This is a genomic window from Ruegeria sp. E1 (assembly GCF_056534225.1).
Genome location: NZ_JBQFPE010000010.1, coordinates 73,062 through 89,803, shown reverse-complemented (window position 1 = coordinate 89,803; position 16,742 = coordinate 73,062). Strand labels below are relative to the sequence as shown.

Below are 16,742 nucleotides of genomic sequence, written 5' to 3'. Positions count from 1 at the left end.
TTACGCGGTGGGCGAGGTCATGTTTGGTCACTCTGTGCGGTTTCCAGCGCCGCAAGTTCGCCCAATGTGATGGGTTTGGCAGGCCATCGGGCGCGTGGTGAGTCATCGGAAACCGAATTGCGGCCATCTTCGGTCAGCAGGGCGCGGATGGTCGGATCGCACATCCGACCCTGACAAGGGCCCATCCCGGCGCGGGTGGCGGCCTTGATCTTGCGAAACCCGTCTGCGCCTTCGCGAATGGCTGTGCGCAGCGTGCCACAGGTGATTTCCTCACAGCGACACGCAATGACAGCATCCGCGAGCGGTTGTGTCGCGGTCGCGGGCGGATAGGCGGCATCCAGAAACGGGCGGATGGCCAGCGCACAGCGCAGATGTTTGCGTGGGGTTGCGGCCAATTGGTCGCGGTCTTGGGCCGAGAGCTTGCCAGCCTCGCACAGGATAGCCAAAGCGGCCAGTCGCCCGGCGGCTTCGGCAGCCTCGGCCCCGGCGATGCCCGCGCCGTCGCCCGCAAGCCACAGGCCCGGTACGTCGGTCCGGCCCCAGTCATCAGCAACCGGCTGCAATGACTGCTGCGCCGGGTTCCATTCATGCGGAATACCCGCAGCGCGGCTCAGCACAGTCGAGGGGATCAACCCTTGGTGGGTCAGCAGCAGATTGCACTCCAGTTGCCGCCGTTGACCGCCGCTGTTGAAGTCCAGCGTGATGCGGCCCCCGTCCTGCGCTGTCGCTTCCAACCCCTTGGCACCGCGATAGCGAGGGACGCCAGCGATGCGGATGCGGCGCAAAAAGCCTAGACCTTTGACCATAAGACCGGGTGCCCGCATCGCCGCAGCGGGCAGGTGCCGTGCGGCGGTGCGCAGATCGGCGGCGGATTGGGTCTCGACCAATGCCAGCGGAGGTGCGCCGGCATCAATCATCTGCACCGCGATCTGGTACAGCAGCGGCCCACAGCCCGCCAGAACCGCGTTGTTCGGGATCATGCCCGAGGACTTCATCAGAATCTGCGCCGCCCCGGCGGGCATGACACCCGGCAGGGTCCAGCCTTGAAATGGCATTGGACGTTCCTGCGCGCCGGTACAGATCAACACATGTCGCGCATGACTAACCGTACTGACCCCCTGTTGCGACCATGCGACCGTGCCGCCAGCCTCAATGGACCAGACGGTTGCGCCATACAGCGCCTTGACCTTGTGCCGGGTGAAGTCCTGCACCAGATGTGCACCCTTGGCATAAGTCTTGCCCAGCCAGGGCCGCGCACCGGCCCCGATATTGCGATAGATTTGCCCACCGGGTCCCGGCTGCTCCTCAAGCACCAGAACCGACGCACCCCGCGCGCAGGCCTCGGCTGCAGCCGCCATGCCCGCCGGACCGGCACCGATGATAATCAGATCATAGCTTTGCATGACGGTCCTGTGTCTAAAGGGGGCGGGAGCCCGATTGGCGGCGCACCACCATGCCGTGGCGGGCAGGGGTCATGCAGGTCTGCGAGTTCGGCACGCCGTCGATTTCTGCAAGGCAGTCGAAGCACACGCCCATCATGCAATAGGGCGCGCGCGGTGCGCCGGTGCGGGTGTGGCGCAAGGGGGCTGCGGACCACGCCAGCCATGCCGCTGCAACCGTATCCCCGTCACGAAACGGCACCTGAGCGCCGTCGATCATCAGGTAGGAAACCCTGTCCCCGTCAGCGCGGGGCAGGAATCGAGAAGCGCCGCTCATCAAAAGCCTCCAGATTTGGTGCATCGGTGGTGTCGTCCAGCCAGTCGCACAGATCGCTGGCGTGCAACGAGGCCAGCGAGACACCACTGTGACAGGTGATCAGATAGGCCTCGGGGAAAGTAGTTGAGCGTGCATAGACCGGATAGCTGTCCGGTGTCATCACCCGCAGCGCACCCCACGCCCGGATAACCCGCACCGAGGCCAGAGCAGGCCAGACATCCACCGCGTGCTGCGCCAGCCAGGACATCTTGGCAGGAGTCTGGCCATCATCCTCGCCCACATCCTCGGCGGTGCCGCCGATTTGCAAGCCGCCCTCGTTGACCTGCCGGATCGTGCTTGAGATCAGCGGGAAAGCCTCGCCCAGTCTTTCGGTGATCATCACCTCACCACGCTGGGGTCTGATCCGGGTGGTAAACCCAAGGTCGCGGGTAAACCGGGCCGCGCCCAGACCCGCGCACAGGATCAGCCGGGTGGCCCCCCGCTGCGCCCCATCGGCGCTGGTTAAGGTAAAGCCGCCGCCCGGCTGAGCCGCGATATCCTGCACCACCCAATTGTTGATTACCGTCGCACCCAGTTTCCTCACTGCCTTGCGCAGCGCGCGCAGGGTTGCCAGCGGATTGGCATGGCCATCCATCTTGCTATAGGTCGCGCCCACCACCTTGGGGCCGATGCCGGGAAAACGGCGACACAGCGCCGCGCCATCGTAGACCTCGTGGCTAAAGCGGTTACCCAGATAGTCCTGCTGGCGTCGCACAGCGGCGCAATACCTGTCGTATTCATCCAGTTCAGTGAAAATCTCGTAGCCGCCGGATTGATCCAGGGCCGGGTCGATGCCGGACAGGTCGTGCAGGTCCTCGGCAAAGGTGGCCCATTTGTCGACCGCTTTGCAGGCCCAATCCGCGTAGGCCAGGTAATCGGCCCCTTTGCCCTGCAACCAGACCAGCCCGAAATTCCCCAGCGACGCCCGCTGATCGCTGTCCTTGCCATCCAGCACCGTGACCCTGTGCCCCTTTTTCAGCAGACCCAGCGCGACAGACAGCCCGACGATTCCACCACCGATAATGGTGGTTTCCGATGTTCGGCTATGTGTCTGAATGCTCATCCCGCGACTGTTGCACAGCTCATTCAGCATGAAAAATTGTAATTTCGCTTATACTCATACGTTCTTGGTATATATGGCCCATGCCCGCGCGCCTGTCACACCGTTATCTCGGCCCGGGCTCGGTGCCAGCGACAATCTTCTCGGGCTAAGATTTGATCCTGGTTATACAAATTGCCTTCTTTGAGCCAAGACAGTAGCGTAGCGCAATGACCTGGCCCAGGAACACACTGACGTCGCAGCCCGATGATGCGGCGGCAGGGATTGAAACGACCGAAGAGTTCGAGCGTTTCCGCCAGCGCAATGACATCTTCACCCGTGCCTTCTGGGACGATCAGGTCCGCAGCAAGCAGACCGATGCCTTTTTCGCGTCCTATCGGATGGAGGCGACGCCGCGGCGGGGCGACGGGTTCACTCAGCGCGACTTTGCGCTGCGCAACGCGGCCTGGCTGGTGTCGGACATCGTGTCCGAACGCCGCGCCGGGCAGGGGATGCGCGAGGGGTTTCAGGCCCCGATCCAGCCGGATACGCCGGTTGCCCTAGACCAACTGCCCGTCGATGATCCCGGAAAAATGTCCGACGAGGTCAAACGCATCGCCCGGTTCTTTGGGGCCGATCTGTGCGGGATCACCGATTTTGACGAACGCTGGCTATACGCCGCGCGGGTCGATGTGCGCGATATGTCCGAGGTGCCCCATGACCTGCCCGAAGGCCTGAACTCGGTGATCGTGCTGGGGCACGAGATGGACAAGGAGCTGGTTGCAACCTACCCATCGGCGCTTGCCGGGGCAGCGACCGGGCGGGAATACAGCCATGAGGCGGCGATTGTCATGCAAGTGGCCGCCTATATCCGCAATCTCGGCTATCAGGCGGTGCCGTCGATGAATGACACCGCGCTGGTGATCCCTTATGCGGTCAAGGCCGGTCTGGGCGAATATGCCCGCAACCAGATGGTCATCACGCCCGAATTTGGCCCGAGGCTGCGGTTTTCCAAGATCTTCACCAATTTACCGCTGGCCCATGACAAGCCGCGTCCGCTAGGGGTGCGGGCGTTCTGCGGCATCTGCACGAAATGCGCAGATGCCTGTCCGGTCAAGGCGTTGCCCTATGGGCCGCCCTCCACGGATACAGCCAATATCTCGGCCATCAAGGGCGTTCGGAAATGGACCTCGGACGCCGAAAAATGTTTTTCCTTCTGGGCAAAGCTGGCTTCGGATTGTGCGATCTGTATGCGCGTCTGCCCGTTTAACCGGGATTTCTCAAAACAGCGCGACCGGTGGTGGCTAAAGCTTGCCCTTGGCCCGATGCGGCGGCTGGCGCTTTGGCTGGCGCGCAACCACGGCCAGCGCCGCAAACCGGGGACATGGTGGAACGGCTAGGGTCAGCCATCATCGCCGATTGTGATGGCGTTGACCTCTTCCAGCGAAAGATAGCGGACTTCTTCGGTGCCATCCTCCTTGAACTTCCACACCACGGCAGGGGCCGAGACATCGCCATTGGCGTCGAAACGGACATTCCCGGTCGCGCCCTGATACATCACCGTCCCACCCCCGGCGAGCACATCGCGCGCAGCGGCAAAGCCTGCGCTATCGGCCGTGATCGGAGTGCCGTTCGGATCCGTCACGCGGCCCACCTGGGCGGCGATCTGATCGCCGGTTGCATCCTTGCCTGCGGCCTCCATCGCCAGCAAAGCGATCATCGTTGCGTCATAGCTGTTGCCCAGACCGGGGCCGTTGGGCTCGCTGTCGAACCGGGCCTTGTAGGCCTCGACAAAGGCGTCCGCACTGGCCACGCGGGGCGAGGCGGTATCGGTGCCAAGTGCTTCACCCAGATATTGCAGGCCGACATTTTCGCGGAATTCGTCCGATTTCAGCGAGTTTGCCATGATCATCTTTGGCGTGCCGCCCAGTGACAGCCATTCGCGGACCGCTGCACTGCCTTCGGTGGGATAAAGCCCAAGATACAGCGCCTCGGGGTTGCCCGACAGCGCCTCGGTCACTTCGGCGCGATAGGACGGCTGGCCATCATTGATGGCCACGGCCGAGGTAACCTCGATGCCCAGATCGGCGAAGTCCTTGGAAATCAGGGCATTCAAATCCTGCCCCCAATCGTCATTCTTGTAGAGGATGGCCACCGATTTGTACCCTTGCTCGCCCGCGATCTGCGCGCCGACTGCGGCCTGAACGCCAGTAGTGGCGAAGGTGCGATAGAACAGACCGTTTGTTTTGCCCTCTTCCGACAGTTTGGTAAACGCGGTGGACGACGAACAGCAGGACATCTGCATCACATTGCCCGGCACCGTGACCGATGACAGGATTGGCATGGACACGCCCGATGAGACAGCCCCCAGCAGAACCTGAACCCCGTCCAGATCCACCAGCGCCTTGGCGGCGTCGACACCGATTTTTGGATCGACCTGCGTGTCGCGTAGAACCATTTCGATCTGGCACCCGGCGGCTCCGCCGGCCTCGTTCACCTGATCTACCGCGAATTGGGCAACCTCGGCGATGGGGCGGCCCCAGTCTACGGATGTCGGCAGAACTGCACCGATCTTTGTCGTGCAATCCTGCGCCATCGCGCCGCCCGCCATCAGTGATAGGCCCAGGGCAGAGCCCAGCATCAAAACTCGTTTTGTCTGTTTCATATCATTTCTCCCTTTGGACTAATTCTGTTCGGGCCCGTCTGACCCGATTGTGACACGACAAGTCGTTCCGGCAACAGGCCCTGCGGACGCCATAGCAGCATCCCGACGATCACAAGGCCAATCAGCATGTACTGGATCGATCCGGCGTAAAGCTGGGTCTCGATCGGGGCAAAGCGGGACAGGGCCCAACCGCTGGCGGTCCATGCCCCCCAGATCAGAAACGCCCCCAGCACCGCACCGCGCATGTTGCCAGCGCCACCGACGATCAGCATAGCCCATATCTGAAAGGTCAGTACCGGCAGCACATCCTGCGGGCTGACAAAGGCATAGAATGTACCATACAGACCGCCTGCAAGCCCCATGATCACCGAGCCGATGACGAAGATGGTCAGGCGGACGCGGTTGGGGCTTTTGCCCAGCGATTGCGCGGCGACCTCATCCTCGCGTATGGCGCGGACAAGACGGCCAAAGGGCGAGGCGATGAGCCTTTGCAGAAACCTGTAGGTTCCAAGCAGCAGCGCCAGAACCACAAGCAGAAACAGCGCGTTGTACAGAAATCCGTCGCCCAGCAATTCGCGCAGCGGGCGTTCGAAACCGCGGATACCCTTGGCCCCGCCGGTAACGCCCTCGGCGTTGCGCATGACATTTTCAAAAGCAATGGCCACGCCGAAGGTCGAGATCGCGAAATAGTCATGCCGCATCCGCAGTGTCAGCACCCCGATGACCCAGGCCAGCAGCCCAGCGGCGACCATGCCGCCCAACAGGGCAAGCGGATAGAAAATGTTCCAGCCGCCAACGTGATCTCCGGGCGGGCCGCCCAGCATGAGCGTGCCATAGGCGCCGGCCCCAAAGAAGGTGACGACGCCGCCATTGAACAACCCCGCATTGCCCCATTGCAGGTTTAGCCCCAGCACCGCAATGGCCAGGATCGACGCGATGGTGCAGAAAAACACCAGATAGGACAGCACCCCGATCATGCCCGCGCCTCGCCAAACAGGCCGTGCGGGCGGATCAGCAGCACCAGCAGGATAATCAGGAACGGCACCGAGGGGCTGTAGCCCGATGGCAGGATGACCAGCGCCAGGTTCGAGGCCAGCCCCACGATGAACCCACCCAGAAGCGCGCCGTAAATGGATCCGATCCCACCCACGATTGTCGCCGCAAAGACCGGCAGCACCAGATCCCGCCCGATCACAGGTGTTATCTGGTTCGTCAGCCCGTAGAACACCCCGGCCAGCGCAGCGAGGCCACCCCCCAGCAGCCACACGGCGATGATCATGCGTTGCAGGTTGATGCCGTTGACTTGCGCAAGGGTCGGGTTCTCGGCCACAGCGCGCAGGGAATAGCCGAATGTCGTGCGCGACAGCATCAGATGCAGCAGGGCCATGACAATCAGCGCTATCACCAGCGTCGCCACCTGATCGGGCTTAATCAGAATCAGTGGGTCACGGCTGAGAACCGTCGCAAAGACGATGTCATGGCTATAGAGCTGAGTGTTCAGCCCAAAGATCAACCCGATCCCGTTGCGGATAATCAGCGCCAGCCCGAATGAGGCGAAAACCATCGACAGTTCCTCGCCCTTTTCGCGCACGCGGCGGAATACCAGCCGGTCAAACAGCACCGCGCTGGCTCCGGTCAGGGCCATTGACAGCACCATCGCTAAGGCGAGTGATACAGTCATCGACAGCGGCCCAATCTGTGCCGCCAGCACCGGGCTGAGCCCCTTGAACAGCCCGTCGAAGACCAGCGCGCAATAGGCCCCGATGGACAACAGCTCGGCGTGGCTGAAATTGGCAAAGCGCAGCATATGCATCACCATGGTCAACCCCGTTGCCCCAAGTGACAGGATCGAGCCGATCAGAACGCCATCAATAAGGTGCTGGATCATGCGCCGGCCCTCAGACGTTTGCCGCCCAGATAGATATCGGCAACCACCGGGTCATTCAGCAGGTCAGCGGCCTTGCCATCGACCTGATTGCGCCCTTCGGCCAGAACATAGCAATAATCGGCCAGCCGCAGGGCCTGATGGACGTTTTGCTCGATCAACAGGATCGTGACGCCGGTCTGGGTCAGGTCTCTGGCATGGGATAGCACTTCTTCCGCCGCCTTGGGGGCCAACCCGGCCGAGGGTTCGTCCATCAACAGCAATGTCGGGTCCGTGGCCAGCGCCATGGCCACCGCCAGAAACTGACGCTGCCCGCCTGATAAGGCCCCCGCTTTGTTGTCGAGTTTGTCTTTAAGGGCCGGGAATTGCGCCAGCAGCGGGTCCAGCGACGCAACTGCCTGCCGCCGCAGCGCAAGATCAAGGTTCTGGCGCACGGTCAGGCTGCGAAAGATATTGTCGCTTTGGGGCACATAGGCAATGCCGTGCCGCGCCATCTGATCGGGGCGTATACCGGTGATGTCCCGCCCCCGAAGCCGGACAGAACCGCTGGTCACGCGCACCAGCCCGGCAATCGCCTTGATCAGGGTCGACTTGCCCGCCCCGTTTGGTCCGATGATCACGCTAACCGTGCCACGTTCAGCCCGCATCGACACGTCCCGCAGGATTGGCAGGTCGGGCCTATAGCCGGCGGTGATCCCGCGCGTTTCCAGCACCAGCTCAGGCATCTTCACGCGCGCCCAGATAGGCATCCAGCAGGACAGTGTTGTCCAGCGCCTCGACAGCCGAGCCTTCGAATACGACCTTGCCCTGCGCAAGGGCGATGATCGGATTGCAATGGCGCATGACGAAATCCATGTCATGTTCGATGATCAGAAAGGTTTTTCCCTGCCTGTTCAACTCTTCGATCTTTTCGATCAGAGTTCCGGCAAGGGTAGGGTTCACACCGGCGGCAGGTTCGTCCAACAGGATGATCCGGGGGTCGCCCATCAGCACGCGCGCCAGTTCCAGCAGCTTCATCTGACCGCCCGAGATTTTGCCTGCTGGCTGGTCGGCCAGCGGGGCCAGCGTCATGAAATCCAGAATCTCCATCGCGCGGGCGCGGACATCGCGTTCCTGCGCCTGAACGGCCGCGCGGCGAAAGATCGGCCCAGCAGGGCGTTCCCCGATCTGGGCCTGTGGCGCCAGCATCACGTTTTCCAGAACCGTCATCCGCGCAAAGGGGCGCGGGATCTGAAAGGTGCGGCCCAGACCCTTGGCAAACAGGCGGTCGGGGGACAGGTTCGTCACATCCTCGGCCCCCATATGGACATGCCCCGTACTGGGCCGAAGGGCTCCGGTGATCGCGTTGAAAAACGTTGTTTTGCCCGCCCCGTTCGGCCCGATCAGCCCGGTGATCGAGCCCTGCCGGATTGTGATATTCACCGCGTCGACGGCGCGAAACGCGCCGAAATCAACCGTCAGGTCCGAGGTGGCCAGAACTGCCTCAGCCATTCAACGACCCCAGAACCTGATCGTCTGGCTTGGTGTTGAGGTTGTATTTCATGATCTGCCCGTGGCGCGATGACCTGTCGCCCTCAAGCCCGTAGACCGGCCCGTTCGGTCCCGCAGCCCGCGCGTGGACCGAGGCGATGGCGGCGCGGTCCTCGGCGTCCAGAGCAAAGCTGAACACCTGTAACGTCTTGGGCAAATGCCGCGCATAGCGCGCACCTACGATGGCTGCTGCCACCTGCGGCTGATCCAGAACCCAGCGCGTCGCGACCGCGCTTAACGACACGCCATGTTTGTCGCCGATCTGTTTCAACGTGGCCAGAAGGCTTTGGAACAGGGTCCAGGGGCCGAATTCATCAATGATCAATCGGTATTTCACCAGGCTGCGATTGGTGAAGTCAAACCCCGGATCGGGTTGATCCAGCCAGCTTTCGGTCAGAAACCCACCGGCCAGAGTGCCATAGCACAGCAGATGCACATCCCGCGCCGCCGCCCAGTCGGCCAGCCCATGCGATGGCCGTCGGTCCAGCACCGAATACTGGACCTGCGCAGCAGCAATGTCATACCCCGCCTCGACAAATCGTCCGATTTGCGGGGCGTCCCAGTTGTTGACACCAAGATTGGCAATCTTGCCCTTGGCCTGACAGTCTTTCAGCACTGAAAGCGTATCGACCGCATTGCCCTGCGTCAGATCCCACCAGTAGAATTGCACCAGATGCAGCCGGTCGATCTGCAACCGTTTTAGCGAGCGGTCAATGATCGCCTCGACCTCATCTGGGTGCATGTCCGACAAGCGTGATAGGTCGGGCACCAGCTTGGTATGCACCAGCACCTGATCCGCGACCGAGTTTCCACGCCTGCGCCGTAGATCTGCGATGAACTCACCGATCATCTCTTCAACGCCGGTGTAGATATCGGCGCAGTCAAACGTGACGATACCCGCGTCGACAAAGGCCTCCATATCGGCAATCGCGGCAGCGCGGTCCACCGCGCCGTGATCGCCCGCCAGTTGCCATCCGCCCTTGATGACCCGGGAAATCTGATGTCCGGGCCGCAGGGTGATTGTCTCGGGTCCGCTCATCCGGTGTCGTCCTTATTCCAATAGGGCGCGCCGCGCTGATCCGGCAGGCCCGTGGTTTCGGCATGGGAAAACCAGCGTTTACTTTCACGAATGATCCGAAATCGCCCACCGCAATGGGGGTCGGGGCAGGCGACCTCGGCGTCGGTTGACATCCAGTCTGCCGGGTCCGTCAAACGCTGTTTTGCAGGCAACAGAGGCAGCAGGGCCGCAAGGGCATACATCGAGACGCGCTGCCCGGCATCAAAGATCAGCGTCTCGCCCTGAACGCGAAAGCTTTCACCTTCCACATGACGGCAAACGGGCGTGCGGCCATCCAGCACCGTCTCGACCCGCAGATCATAGAGCCAGAATCCCGCCTCATCCGCCATTGTTCCCCCAACATTGTCATTTGCAATGTTATCTGTGATATTTGATCATAGAGATGCGATATTTTCCGAGTCAACCCCGACGCCACCAACGCATAAGAGACCATGCCAGACGCACAAATCACCCCGCTGGATCAGACCAACCTGCGTGACAGCGCCTATAAGGCGCTGCGCGATGCATTCATACGCGGTGCTTTTGCGCCCGGTGATGTGCTGTCGCTACGCTCATTGGCAGATCAGCTTGGAACCTCGATGACCCCCGTGCGCGAGGCGGTGCGCAAGCTGGTCGCCGAAGGGGCGCTGATCGACACACAAAGCCGCACTTTGCTGGTGCCGAATTTTTCGGCGCGGCGGATGTCCGATCTGAAATCGGCGCGGCTGGCGCTGGAGCCGATGGTGCTGGATCAGGCAATGGATCATCTGGGTCCGGCGGATGTTGCCCGGCTGCGCGACGTACTGGACAGCCCGAAAGACACCACCAGCGACCGTCCCGATCTGGTCAAGAACTATCGCTTTCACTTCCAGCTATATCGCCATTCCGGCTCGGAGGTATTGCTGCCCATCGTCGAGGCGCTTTGGGTGCAATACGGATCTTATCTCAATCTGATCATCCGCCATCAGGCCGCGCGTGAGATCGAAGAAGATCGCCATCACATCGAGATTATCGCGGCGCTTGAATCAGGCGACCGCGTTGCCGCTCGTGCCGCCCTTTGCGCGGATATCGAGCGGTCGTTCGGCGTTCTGGACATCGATGCCGCCGAAAATGACGCCAGCAGGAAAGGCCCCTGAATGCCCGTTCCCGATCGGATTCAACTTACCCCCGATCTGTCCATCAGCCGCGCGCTGGTCGGCCTGTGGCAGGTCGCGGATATCGAGCGTAAATCTGGCCCGATAGACCCAGATACCGGGGCCACCTATCTGCGCGCCTATGTGGATGCGGGCTTTGATACCTTTGACATGGCTGATCACTATGGCAGTTCTGAGATCATCGCGGGCCGTTTGCTGGCGCAAGCCAGCCCGGATCACCGGCCCATTGCCTTCACCAAATGGTGCCCCGCACCCGGCCCGATGAGCGCAGATATCGTGCGCGCCGGTGTCAAGGACCGCCTGCACCGGCTGGGTACGGACCGCATTGATCTGTTGCAGTTCCATTGGTGGCATTTCGAACATCCCGCTTGGCTGGACGCCTTGCACGAACTGGCCGCGCTGCGCCAGCAGGGGCTGATCGGCGAAATCGGCGTCACCAATTTTGACGCGGCGCATCTGCATCTGGCGCTGGCCGATGGCGTGCCGCTGTGCTCAAACCAGGTCAGCTTTTCGCTGCTCGACCGCCGCGCTTGTGGGCCACTGGCCACGCTGTGCGCCGAGCATCCTGTCAAATTGCTCGCCTATGGCACGCTTGCCGGTGGGTTCCTGTCGGAACGGTGGCTGGGCAAGGACGAGCCGCACGACATTCCCGACTGGTCCAAGATGAAATACAAACGTTTCATCGACGCCGCAGGGGGCTGGACGGCACTGCAAGCCATCTTGCGGGCGGCGCAGGATATTGCCCGAAAACACGGCGTCTCGATCCCGAATGTGGCGACCCGCTGGGTGCTGGAACAGCCCCATGTCGCAGGTGTTATCATCGGGGCGCGCCTGGGTGAAAATATGCATACGGCGGACAATCAGCGCCTGTTCTCTTTTGCGCTGGACGCAGAGGATCACGCGCATCTGTCCGATGCGGTCTCGGCCTCGTCTCCAATTCCGGGCGATTGCGGTGACGAATATCGCAAACCGCCTTTCCTGACCGCATCCGGCGATCTGAGCCATCATCTTGAGCAGGTGCCAAAGCTATTTGCGGCGGAACCTGTCGCTGGCGATCCGGGCGGGGCCCGGGTCAGCAGCGGTTCGGAATGGGAGGATATCGCAGGCTATTGCCGCGCCCGACAGGTGGGCGATCGCATTTTGGTGTCCGGTACCACTGCCACAGCAGGATCGGACCGTGCGGTGGCAAGCGGGGACGCAGGGGCACAGACCACTTTCATCCTCGACAAAATCTGCGCTGCCTTATCGGCCTTTGGTGCCAGCGCCGAGAATGTGGTGCGCACGCGCATCTATCTGACCGACGAAGCGGATGTGATGGCCGTGTCAAAAGCGCATGGCCGGGTGTTTGGTGCAATCAAGCCTGCCAATACACTGGTCGTCGTTGCCAAACTGATCGGAGACTATCGCGTCGAGATCGAGGCAGAAGCAGTGATGCCCGGAACTTAGTTCGGCCCTTCCGGGCGCATCACGCCTTTACCGGATCGCCATCCGACTGGGGTCTGCTGGAAAGCAGCACCAAAAGCAAGAAGGACAGATTCAGCACAACGTTGACCGGCGCCCCAACCAAAACCGAGCCTACACTGTCTGTGCAAAACCAGACCCATGCGGTAATCGTTGCCACTTTGGCCGCTGCAGTGGGCGACAGCGGCGCGACATAGGTGCCAAGGGCCCATTGCATCGCCCCCAACCCGGCAGTCAGGCCGCCGACAATGGCAAGCAGCAACGGCGACGGTACAGACAGGTCCGGGGAAACCGTGTGGATCGGCCAATAGGCAACTGTCAGAAAGATATGCGCCAGACTGTGCAAAGCAGGTAGCGCAGTCAGGGCAAACAGAACTCCGGTAACGACAAGAACCGTGCCGGACAGGCGCATGGCGGATTGTTGTGGGGTCATGATGTCCTCCTGTCTTTTGTGCTGATGTTCATGCAACCGGGGCAGGGAGGAAATCAATTACCTCAGAGGTAAGTGATTTCTGTTCACTCGGTTGCTAGACTTGCTGCATGACCCCGTACCCCGATTTGCTGAAAGAGTGGCGGAAACGCCGACGTCTGAGCCAGCTTGATCTGGCGACCGAGGCGGATGTTAGCGCGCGACATATCTCGTTTCTTGAAACCGGCCGATCCCGGCCCAGCCAGGATATGATCCTGCATTTGTCCGAGGTCATGGATATTCCGGTCGATGCCAGAAATCAGATGATGCGCGCCGAAGGTTTTGCCGCCCGCTTTGCCGCGACCCCGCTCGAGGATGGGGTAATGGCACCGATCCGCGATGCGGTTGAATGGACGCTGAAACGGCACGAGCCGTATCCGGGGATGGTCCTGGACCAGGTCTGGCGGATCGTCAGGCTCAACCGGCCGGCCCAGATGCTTTTTGCACCGCTGGGGATCGAGGCCGGGCAAAGCCTGCTGACGCTGTTGACTGCGCCGGTCATGGCTGAGCTTGTCGAAAACTGGCCCGAGGTTGCGCATCACACGATGTTGCGGCTGCGCTCGGAAAGCGCCAATGCCGGTGGGCTGCCCCAACTAGATGCAGCGGCGCAGGCGCTTGAACCTTTCGCAAAAGCACGCTGGGACAGGGCCCTGGCACCAACGGTTCCAGCGATTTATCGCTTTGGAGATCAACGGGTTTCGATGTTCGGCACCATAGCGCAGTTCAGCACGGTCACGGACGTGACGCTTGATGATCTCAAGATCGAACTTTTCTTCCCTTCCGACGAAACAAGCGCTGAATTCCTGAGGTCGATTTCGGTGGGTTAGTGTGATGCTTACTGGCGCGATGGCGTTTCGACTTGGGTTTGCCCTCGATGTGGCCACACATTATCGCGCGGGCGATGCCCCCTTCACTCGGCACCCTCAATCCAGGCCTCGAACCGGCGTGTGCGCAGGGCTTCGGTGTTTGCGTACCAGGTGCTGTCCAGTAGCAGCGACCGGCCCCCGTGCTGCGGCGCATTTGGCAGATAGGGACGCATCGGGATGCCCGTTTCTGGGTTCAGCCCGATCCGGTCAAAGGCCGAGGCGCGGGCGGGACCATAAGGGATACGCTCGGCCAGACGCGCCATGCTGGACGGTTTGGCGGCGTATTGCAGAAACGCGCGGGCCGCGTCGGTGTGGGCTGAGGTGGCGGTGATGGCCCAGACCTCAAGCCCGATGATGCGGCCATCCCAGACAGTGACAATCGGCGCGTGGCCGCGCTGTACAGCATCAAAAAACCGGCCGTTATAACCCGCGGCCATAACAGCGCGGCGGTCGGCCAGCATATCCGCAGGTTCCGGCGCCGCTTCCCACCACAGGATGTGATCCCGAATCGTATCCAACCGCCGAAAGGCCTGCCGCAGGCCGCGATCGGTGCTGAGCAGCCCGTAGACCTGTTCCGGCGGCACGCCTTCGGCCAGCAGGGCCCATTCCAGAATGCCATCCGGGCTACGCTGTACAGCGCGCTTGCCGGGAAACCGGATTATGTCAAAGAAATCTTCGATCCGGGCGGGTTTGACGCCGGGAAAGGCGCGGTCATCATAGGCCATGACACGGGCATATGTGTTTTGCGGCACCGCGCAGTTGTCGGGTTCGAACGGAGAAAAGTCAGTAAGCTGACCGGCAGAAAACAGCGTTTGAGGGCGAGTCTCCAGCAGCAAGCCGCGGTTGCAGGCGATGCGGGCCTGATCAGCCAGCATGTCGACGACATCCCAACCCTCGGTCGCGCCGCGTTCGGCCAGTGCCTGCCAGGTTCCGTCATACTGGGTCAAGCTCATCGTGGTGCCGGTTTGATCGGCAAACGGGTCGATGACGGCCTGCCTCTGGGCAGCCTCATAGGCTCCGCCCCAGGAAACGACCGAAAGCTCATCGGCTTCCAGCGGGGTGGCGCAGAAGGAGCAGAGCAGAAAGATCTTACACAGACGCATTTTCTTCCTCTCGCAGGCGCGCGGATTCGTCCAGCCAGGCGGATACAATATCCGCTTCGGTCACAGCACCCAGATACCGCCCGTCCGCGCGTGACACGATGGGGATGGCGTCACCTACGAACCCTCGTAGTTGTTCCAGTGCCTGCGCCAGGTTGGTCTGGTCATCAAAAACCAGCATTGCGGGCGTGACGTGCCGGTCGACCGGATCGGCAGGGCTGTGCAGACCGGGGGCATAGACCCCCAGCAGCCGGGCGTCGCGATCCAGTACAAACGCCTCGCGCCAGTCCTTGTCGGCAAGCCTCTGCGCCACCTGTTCAACGCTGTCCGATGCAGCGACTTGCAGGGCGTCCTGCATCCTGTAATCGGTCACTTTCAGATTGCTGAGGCGCGGATGATCCCGGCCGATGGAGAAATCGAACCCCCGCGCGGCAAGCTGCACATCGAACAAGGACCGCCCAAAGACGCGATGTGAGAACAAGTTGGAAAACACCACCGCCACCATAGCGGCAACTGTCACGTCATAGTTCCGTGTCAGTTCGAAAACGATCAGAATGCAGGTCAGCGGTGCGCCAATCACGGCGCTGGCAAAAGCCATCATGCCGCTGATCGCATAGATCGCCGCGCCTGAACTTGGGATGCCCCCCAGACCCGAGGCTGCCGTCCAGAATAATACGCCGATCAGACTGCCGATCAGCAGCGAAGGGCTGAAAGCTCCGCCCGAAAAGCCCGCGCCGATGCAAAGTGCGGTCAGCACGATCTTGGCGGTGATCAGAACCACCAGCTCACCCATCCCGAACGCCCCGTCGATGGTCGCAAAGCGCAGGGTCGAGGTGCCAATGCCCAGCACGTCGGGCAGCGCAAGCGCGGTCAGACCGACCGCCAGACCTGCCGCAGCGGTGCAGTATTCCGGCTGCCGGATGGTCCGGGCAAGGGCCGGTCCTGCGGCCAGCAAAAGCCGCATGAAGACAATCGCGGCGATCGCCACGCACAGGCCCAGGACCGCGACCAACGCAAATTCATACCCGTGGGCAACGCCTGCAAATTCGATGCGGAAAAGGGCGGGGCGTTCGAACACCACATTGGCGATGACATAGCCGGTTACAGATGCGACCGTGACCGGGGCAAAGGCGCGGGTGGCGTAGTGGCGCAGAACGACCTCATGCGCGAACAGAACCCCTGCGATGGGCGCGTTGAACGCGGTCGAGATGGCGGCGGCCACGCCGCAGCTGATCGCGATCCCGGCAAGGTTGGGCACTCCAAGGCGCAGGTGGCGCACCAGATTGCCCAGAATGGCCCCAAGATAGACCATCGGCCCGTATTGCCCGACCGACGCCCCGGCCCCCAGCGACAGCGCGGCGGTCGCGGTCGAGATCAACCCGCTGCGGAAATCGGGCAGGGGTTTGTGGAATTGCACCGCCTGAATCACATCCGGCGGTCCCAGAGGCCGCCCAGCGGGCGACAGTTTGCGATGCATCAGCCCCACGACCAGCCCGCCAATTGTCGGCACCAGCACGGTGGCACCGGCCACCAGCCACGGCAAGCTTTCCCACTGCACCCGCGCCTTGGGGGCCACCAGAAGGGCATCGTTGAGGATCGACACTAGCTCGACCAGACCGATCGCTGCCAGCGAGACCGGCGCGCCCACAGCCAGCGCCACGCAGGTCAGCACGATCATTCGCCATATGGGGTCCGAGGGGGTTTGCGGGCCGGTTGAATTCATTCACCCGATCATCGGGCTGTTGGGCCAGATTGGCAAGC

17 protein-coding genes are annotated in these 16,742 nt (G+C 61.9%); 4 read left to right on the top strand and 13 right to left on the bottom strand.

Features of this window, described 5'->3' with window-relative positions:
* Positions 1 to 17: 17 nt before the first annotated feature.
* From ACR0FG_RS13910 to ACR0FG_RS13900, 3 genes are read right to left on the bottom strand one after another with little or no spacing between them, the layout of a single operon-like run.
* The gene (locus ACR0FG_RS13910; protein WP_480893588.1) at positions 18 to 1,403 is read right to left on the bottom strand and encodes an FAD-dependent oxidoreductase; all 1,386 of its coding nucleotides are present in this window, start codon (positions 1,401 to 1,403) and stop codon (positions 18 to 20) included.
* 13 nt (positions 1,404 to 1,416) lie between these two features.
* Positions 1,417 to 1,716 carry a (2Fe-2S)-binding protein gene (locus ACR0FG_RS13905; protein WP_480893587.1) on the bottom strand — a complete coding sequence of 100 codons (300 nt, stop codon included), beginning with the start codon at positions 1,714 to 1,716 and terminating at the stop codon, positions 1,417 to 1,419.
* A complete protein-coding gene (locus ACR0FG_RS13900) occupies positions 1,682 to 2,818 on the bottom strand; it encodes an NAD(P)/FAD-dependent oxidoreductase (RefSeq protein ID WP_480893586.1) in 1,137 nt (378 codons plus the stop codon). The genes ACR0FG_RS13905 and ACR0FG_RS13900 overlap by 35 nt, the downstream gene beginning before the upstream one ends.
* A gap of 206 nt (positions 2,819 to 3,024) precedes the next feature.
* Here ACR0FG_RS13900 and ACR0FG_RS13895 point away from each other — a divergent pair, with 206 nt between their 5' ends.
* Entirely contained in the window at positions 3,025 to 4,194 is a 1,170-nt protein-coding gene (locus tag ACR0FG_RS13895; RefSeq protein ID WP_480893585.1) for a reductive dehalogenase, read from the top strand.
* A 2-nt stretch (positions 4,195 to 4,196) separates the two neighbouring features.
* On the opposite strand, the gene ACR0FG_RS13890 is transcribed toward ACR0FG_RS13895, so the two are convergent.
* From ACR0FG_RS13890 to ACR0FG_RS13860, 7 genes are read right to left on the bottom strand one after another with little or no spacing between them, the layout of a single operon-like run.
* On the bottom strand, positions 4,197 to 5,459 hold the full coding sequence (locus ACR0FG_RS13890; RefSeq protein WP_480893584.1) for an ABC transporter substrate-binding protein: 1,263 nt from the start codon (positions 5,457 to 5,459) through the stop codon (positions 4,197 to 4,199).
* Positions 5,456 to 6,436, bottom strand: a complete 981-nt coding sequence (locus ACR0FG_RS13885) for a branched-chain amino acid ABC transporter permease (protein WP_480893583.1) — start codon at positions 6,434 to 6,436, stop codon at positions 5,456 to 5,458. The genes ACR0FG_RS13890 and ACR0FG_RS13885 overlap by 4 nt, the downstream gene beginning before the upstream one ends.
* Positions 6,433 to 7,347: a branched-chain amino acid ABC transporter permease gene (locus ACR0FG_RS13880; RefSeq protein WP_170715147.1), complete on the bottom strand. Its 915-nt coding sequence runs from the start codon at positions 7,345 to 7,347 to the stop codon at positions 6,433 to 6,435. Before ACR0FG_RS13880 ends, ACR0FG_RS13885 begins: the two co-directional genes overlap by 4 nt.
* Positions 7,344 to 8,069 carry an ABC transporter ATP-binding protein gene (locus ACR0FG_RS13875; protein WP_480893582.1) on the bottom strand — a complete coding sequence of 242 codons (726 nt, stop codon included), beginning with the start codon at positions 8,067 to 8,069 and terminating at the stop codon, positions 7,344 to 7,346. The genes ACR0FG_RS13880 and ACR0FG_RS13875 overlap by 4 nt, the downstream gene beginning before the upstream one ends.
* Complete coding sequence (locus ACR0FG_RS13870; RefSeq protein WP_480893580.1) at positions 8,062 to 8,835, bottom strand: ABC transporter ATP-binding protein; 774 nt, start codon at positions 8,833 to 8,835, stop codon at positions 8,062 to 8,064. Before ACR0FG_RS13870 ends, ACR0FG_RS13875 begins: the two co-directional genes overlap by 8 nt.
* Positions 8,828 to 9,913: an aldo/keto reductase gene (locus ACR0FG_RS13865; RefSeq protein ID WP_480893579.1), complete on the bottom strand. Its 1,086-nt coding sequence runs from the start codon at positions 9,911 to 9,913 to the stop codon at positions 8,828 to 8,830. The genes ACR0FG_RS13870 and ACR0FG_RS13865 overlap by 8 nt, the downstream gene beginning before the upstream one ends.
* Complete coding sequence (locus ACR0FG_RS13860; RefSeq protein WP_480893578.1) at positions 9,910 to 10,281, bottom strand: TIGR04076 family protein; 372 nt, start codon at positions 10,279 to 10,281, stop codon at positions 9,910 to 9,912. Before ACR0FG_RS13860 ends, ACR0FG_RS13865 begins: the two co-directional genes overlap by 4 nt.
* 102 nt (positions 10,282 to 10,383) lie before the next feature.
* Between ACR0FG_RS13860 and ACR0FG_RS13855 the strand changes: the two genes are divergently transcribed.
* Both ACR0FG_RS13855 and ACR0FG_RS13850 read left to right on the top strand, forming a co-directional pair.
* Positions 10,384 to 11,067, top strand: coding sequence for a GntR family transcriptional regulator (locus ACR0FG_RS13855; protein ID WP_480893577.1), 684 nt, complete (start codon positions 10,384 to 10,386; stop codon positions 11,065 to 11,067).
* A complete protein-coding gene (locus ACR0FG_RS13850) occupies positions 11,068 to 12,531 on the top strand; it encodes an aldo/keto reductase (protein ID WP_480893576.1) in 1,464 nt (487 codons plus the stop codon). It begins immediately after the preceding gene.
* Between the two features lie 19 nt (positions 12,532 to 12,550).
* Here the strand turns inward: ACR0FG_RS13850 and ACR0FG_RS13845 are convergent, their stop codons facing one another.
* A complete protein-coding gene (locus ACR0FG_RS13845; RefSeq protein WP_170715161.1) occupies positions 12,551 to 12,979 on the bottom strand; it encodes a hypothetical protein in 429 nt (142 codons plus the stop codon).
* Positions 12,980 to 13,086: 107 nt separating this feature from the next.
* On the opposite strand from ACR0FG_RS13845, the gene ACR0FG_RS13840 reads away from it, so the two are divergent.
* Positions 13,087 to 13,842, top strand: coding sequence for a helix-turn-helix transcriptional regulator (locus ACR0FG_RS13840; RefSeq protein ID WP_480893575.1), 756 nt, complete (start codon positions 13,087 to 13,089; stop codon positions 13,840 to 13,842).
* Between the two features lie 83 nt (positions 13,843 to 13,925).
* On the opposite strand, the gene ACR0FG_RS13835 is transcribed toward ACR0FG_RS13840, so the two are convergent.
* Positions 13,926 to 14,984 (bottom strand): extracellular solute-binding protein, encoded by a 1,059-nt coding sequence (locus tag ACR0FG_RS13835; protein WP_480893574.1) that lies wholly within the window; start codon positions 14,982 to 14,984, stop codon positions 13,926 to 13,928.
* Positions 14,971 to 16,704, bottom strand: a complete 1,734-nt coding sequence (locus tag ACR0FG_RS13830) for a chloride channel protein (protein WP_480893573.1) — start codon at positions 16,702 to 16,704, stop codon at positions 14,971 to 14,973. The genes ACR0FG_RS13835 and ACR0FG_RS13830 overlap by 14 nt, the downstream gene beginning before the upstream one ends.
* Positions 16,705 to 16,742: the final 38 nt, after the last annotated feature.

Coding starts and splice junctions, on each gene's coding strand:
- ACR0FG_RS13910 (WP_480893588.1), bottom strand. CDS start 1,403: ATGCAAAGCTATGATCTGATTATCATCGGTGCCGGTCCGGCGGGCATG.
- ACR0FG_RS13905 (WP_480893587.1), bottom strand. CDS start 1,716: ATGAGCGGCGCTTCTCGATTCCTGCCCCGCGCTGACGGGGACAGGGTT.
- ACR0FG_RS13900 (WP_480893586.1), bottom strand. CDS start 2,818: ATGAGCATTCAGACACATAGCCGAACATCGGAAACCACCATTATCGGT.
- ACR0FG_RS13895 (WP_480893585.1), top strand. CDS start 3,025: ATGACCTGGCCCAGGAACACACTGACGTCGCAGCCCGATGATGCGGCG.
- ACR0FG_RS13890 (WP_480893584.1), bottom strand. CDS start 5,459: ATGAAACAGACAAAACGAGTTTTGATGCTGGGCTCTGCCCTGGGCCTA.
- ACR0FG_RS13885 (WP_480893583.1), bottom strand. CDS start 6,436: ATGATCGGGGTGCTGTCCTATCTGGTGTTTTTCTGCACCATCGCGTCG.
- ACR0FG_RS13880 (WP_170715147.1), bottom strand. CDS start 7,347: ATGATCCAGCACCTTATTGATGGCGTTCTGATCGGCTCGATCCTGTCA.
- ACR0FG_RS13875 (WP_480893582.1), bottom strand. CDS start 8,069: ATGCCTGAGCTGGTGCTGGAAACGCGCGGGATCACCGCCGGCTATAGG.
- ACR0FG_RS13870 (WP_480893580.1), bottom strand. CDS start 8,835: ATGGCTGAGGCAGTTCTGGCCACCTCGGACCTGACGGTTGATTTCGGC.
- ACR0FG_RS13865 (WP_480893579.1), bottom strand. CDS start 9,913: ATGAGCGGACCCGAGACAATCACCCTGCGGCCCGGACATCAGATTTCC.
- ACR0FG_RS13860 (WP_480893578.1), bottom strand. CDS start 10,281: ATGGCGGATGAGGCGGGATTCTGGCTCTATGATCTGCGGGTCGAGACG.
- ACR0FG_RS13855 (WP_480893577.1), top strand. CDS start 10,384: ATGCCAGACGCACAAATCACCCCGCTGGATCAGACCAACCTGCGTGAC.
- ACR0FG_RS13850 (WP_480893576.1), top strand. CDS start 11,068: ATGCCCGTTCCCGATCGGATTCAACTTACCCCCGATCTGTCCATCAGC.
- ACR0FG_RS13845 (WP_170715161.1), bottom strand. CDS start 12,979: ATGACCCCACAACAATCCGCCATGCGCCTGTCCGGCACGGTTCTTGTC.
- ACR0FG_RS13840 (WP_480893575.1), top strand. CDS start 13,087: ATGACCCCGTACCCCGATTTGCTGAAAGAGTGGCGGAAACGCCGACGT.
- ACR0FG_RS13835 (WP_480893574.1), bottom strand. CDS start 14,984: ATGCGTCTGTGTAAGATCTTTCTGCTCTGCTCCTTCTGCGCCACCCCG.
- ACR0FG_RS13830 (WP_480893573.1), bottom strand. CDS start 16,704: ATGAATTCAACCGGCCCGCAAACCCCCTCGGACCCCATATGGCGAATG.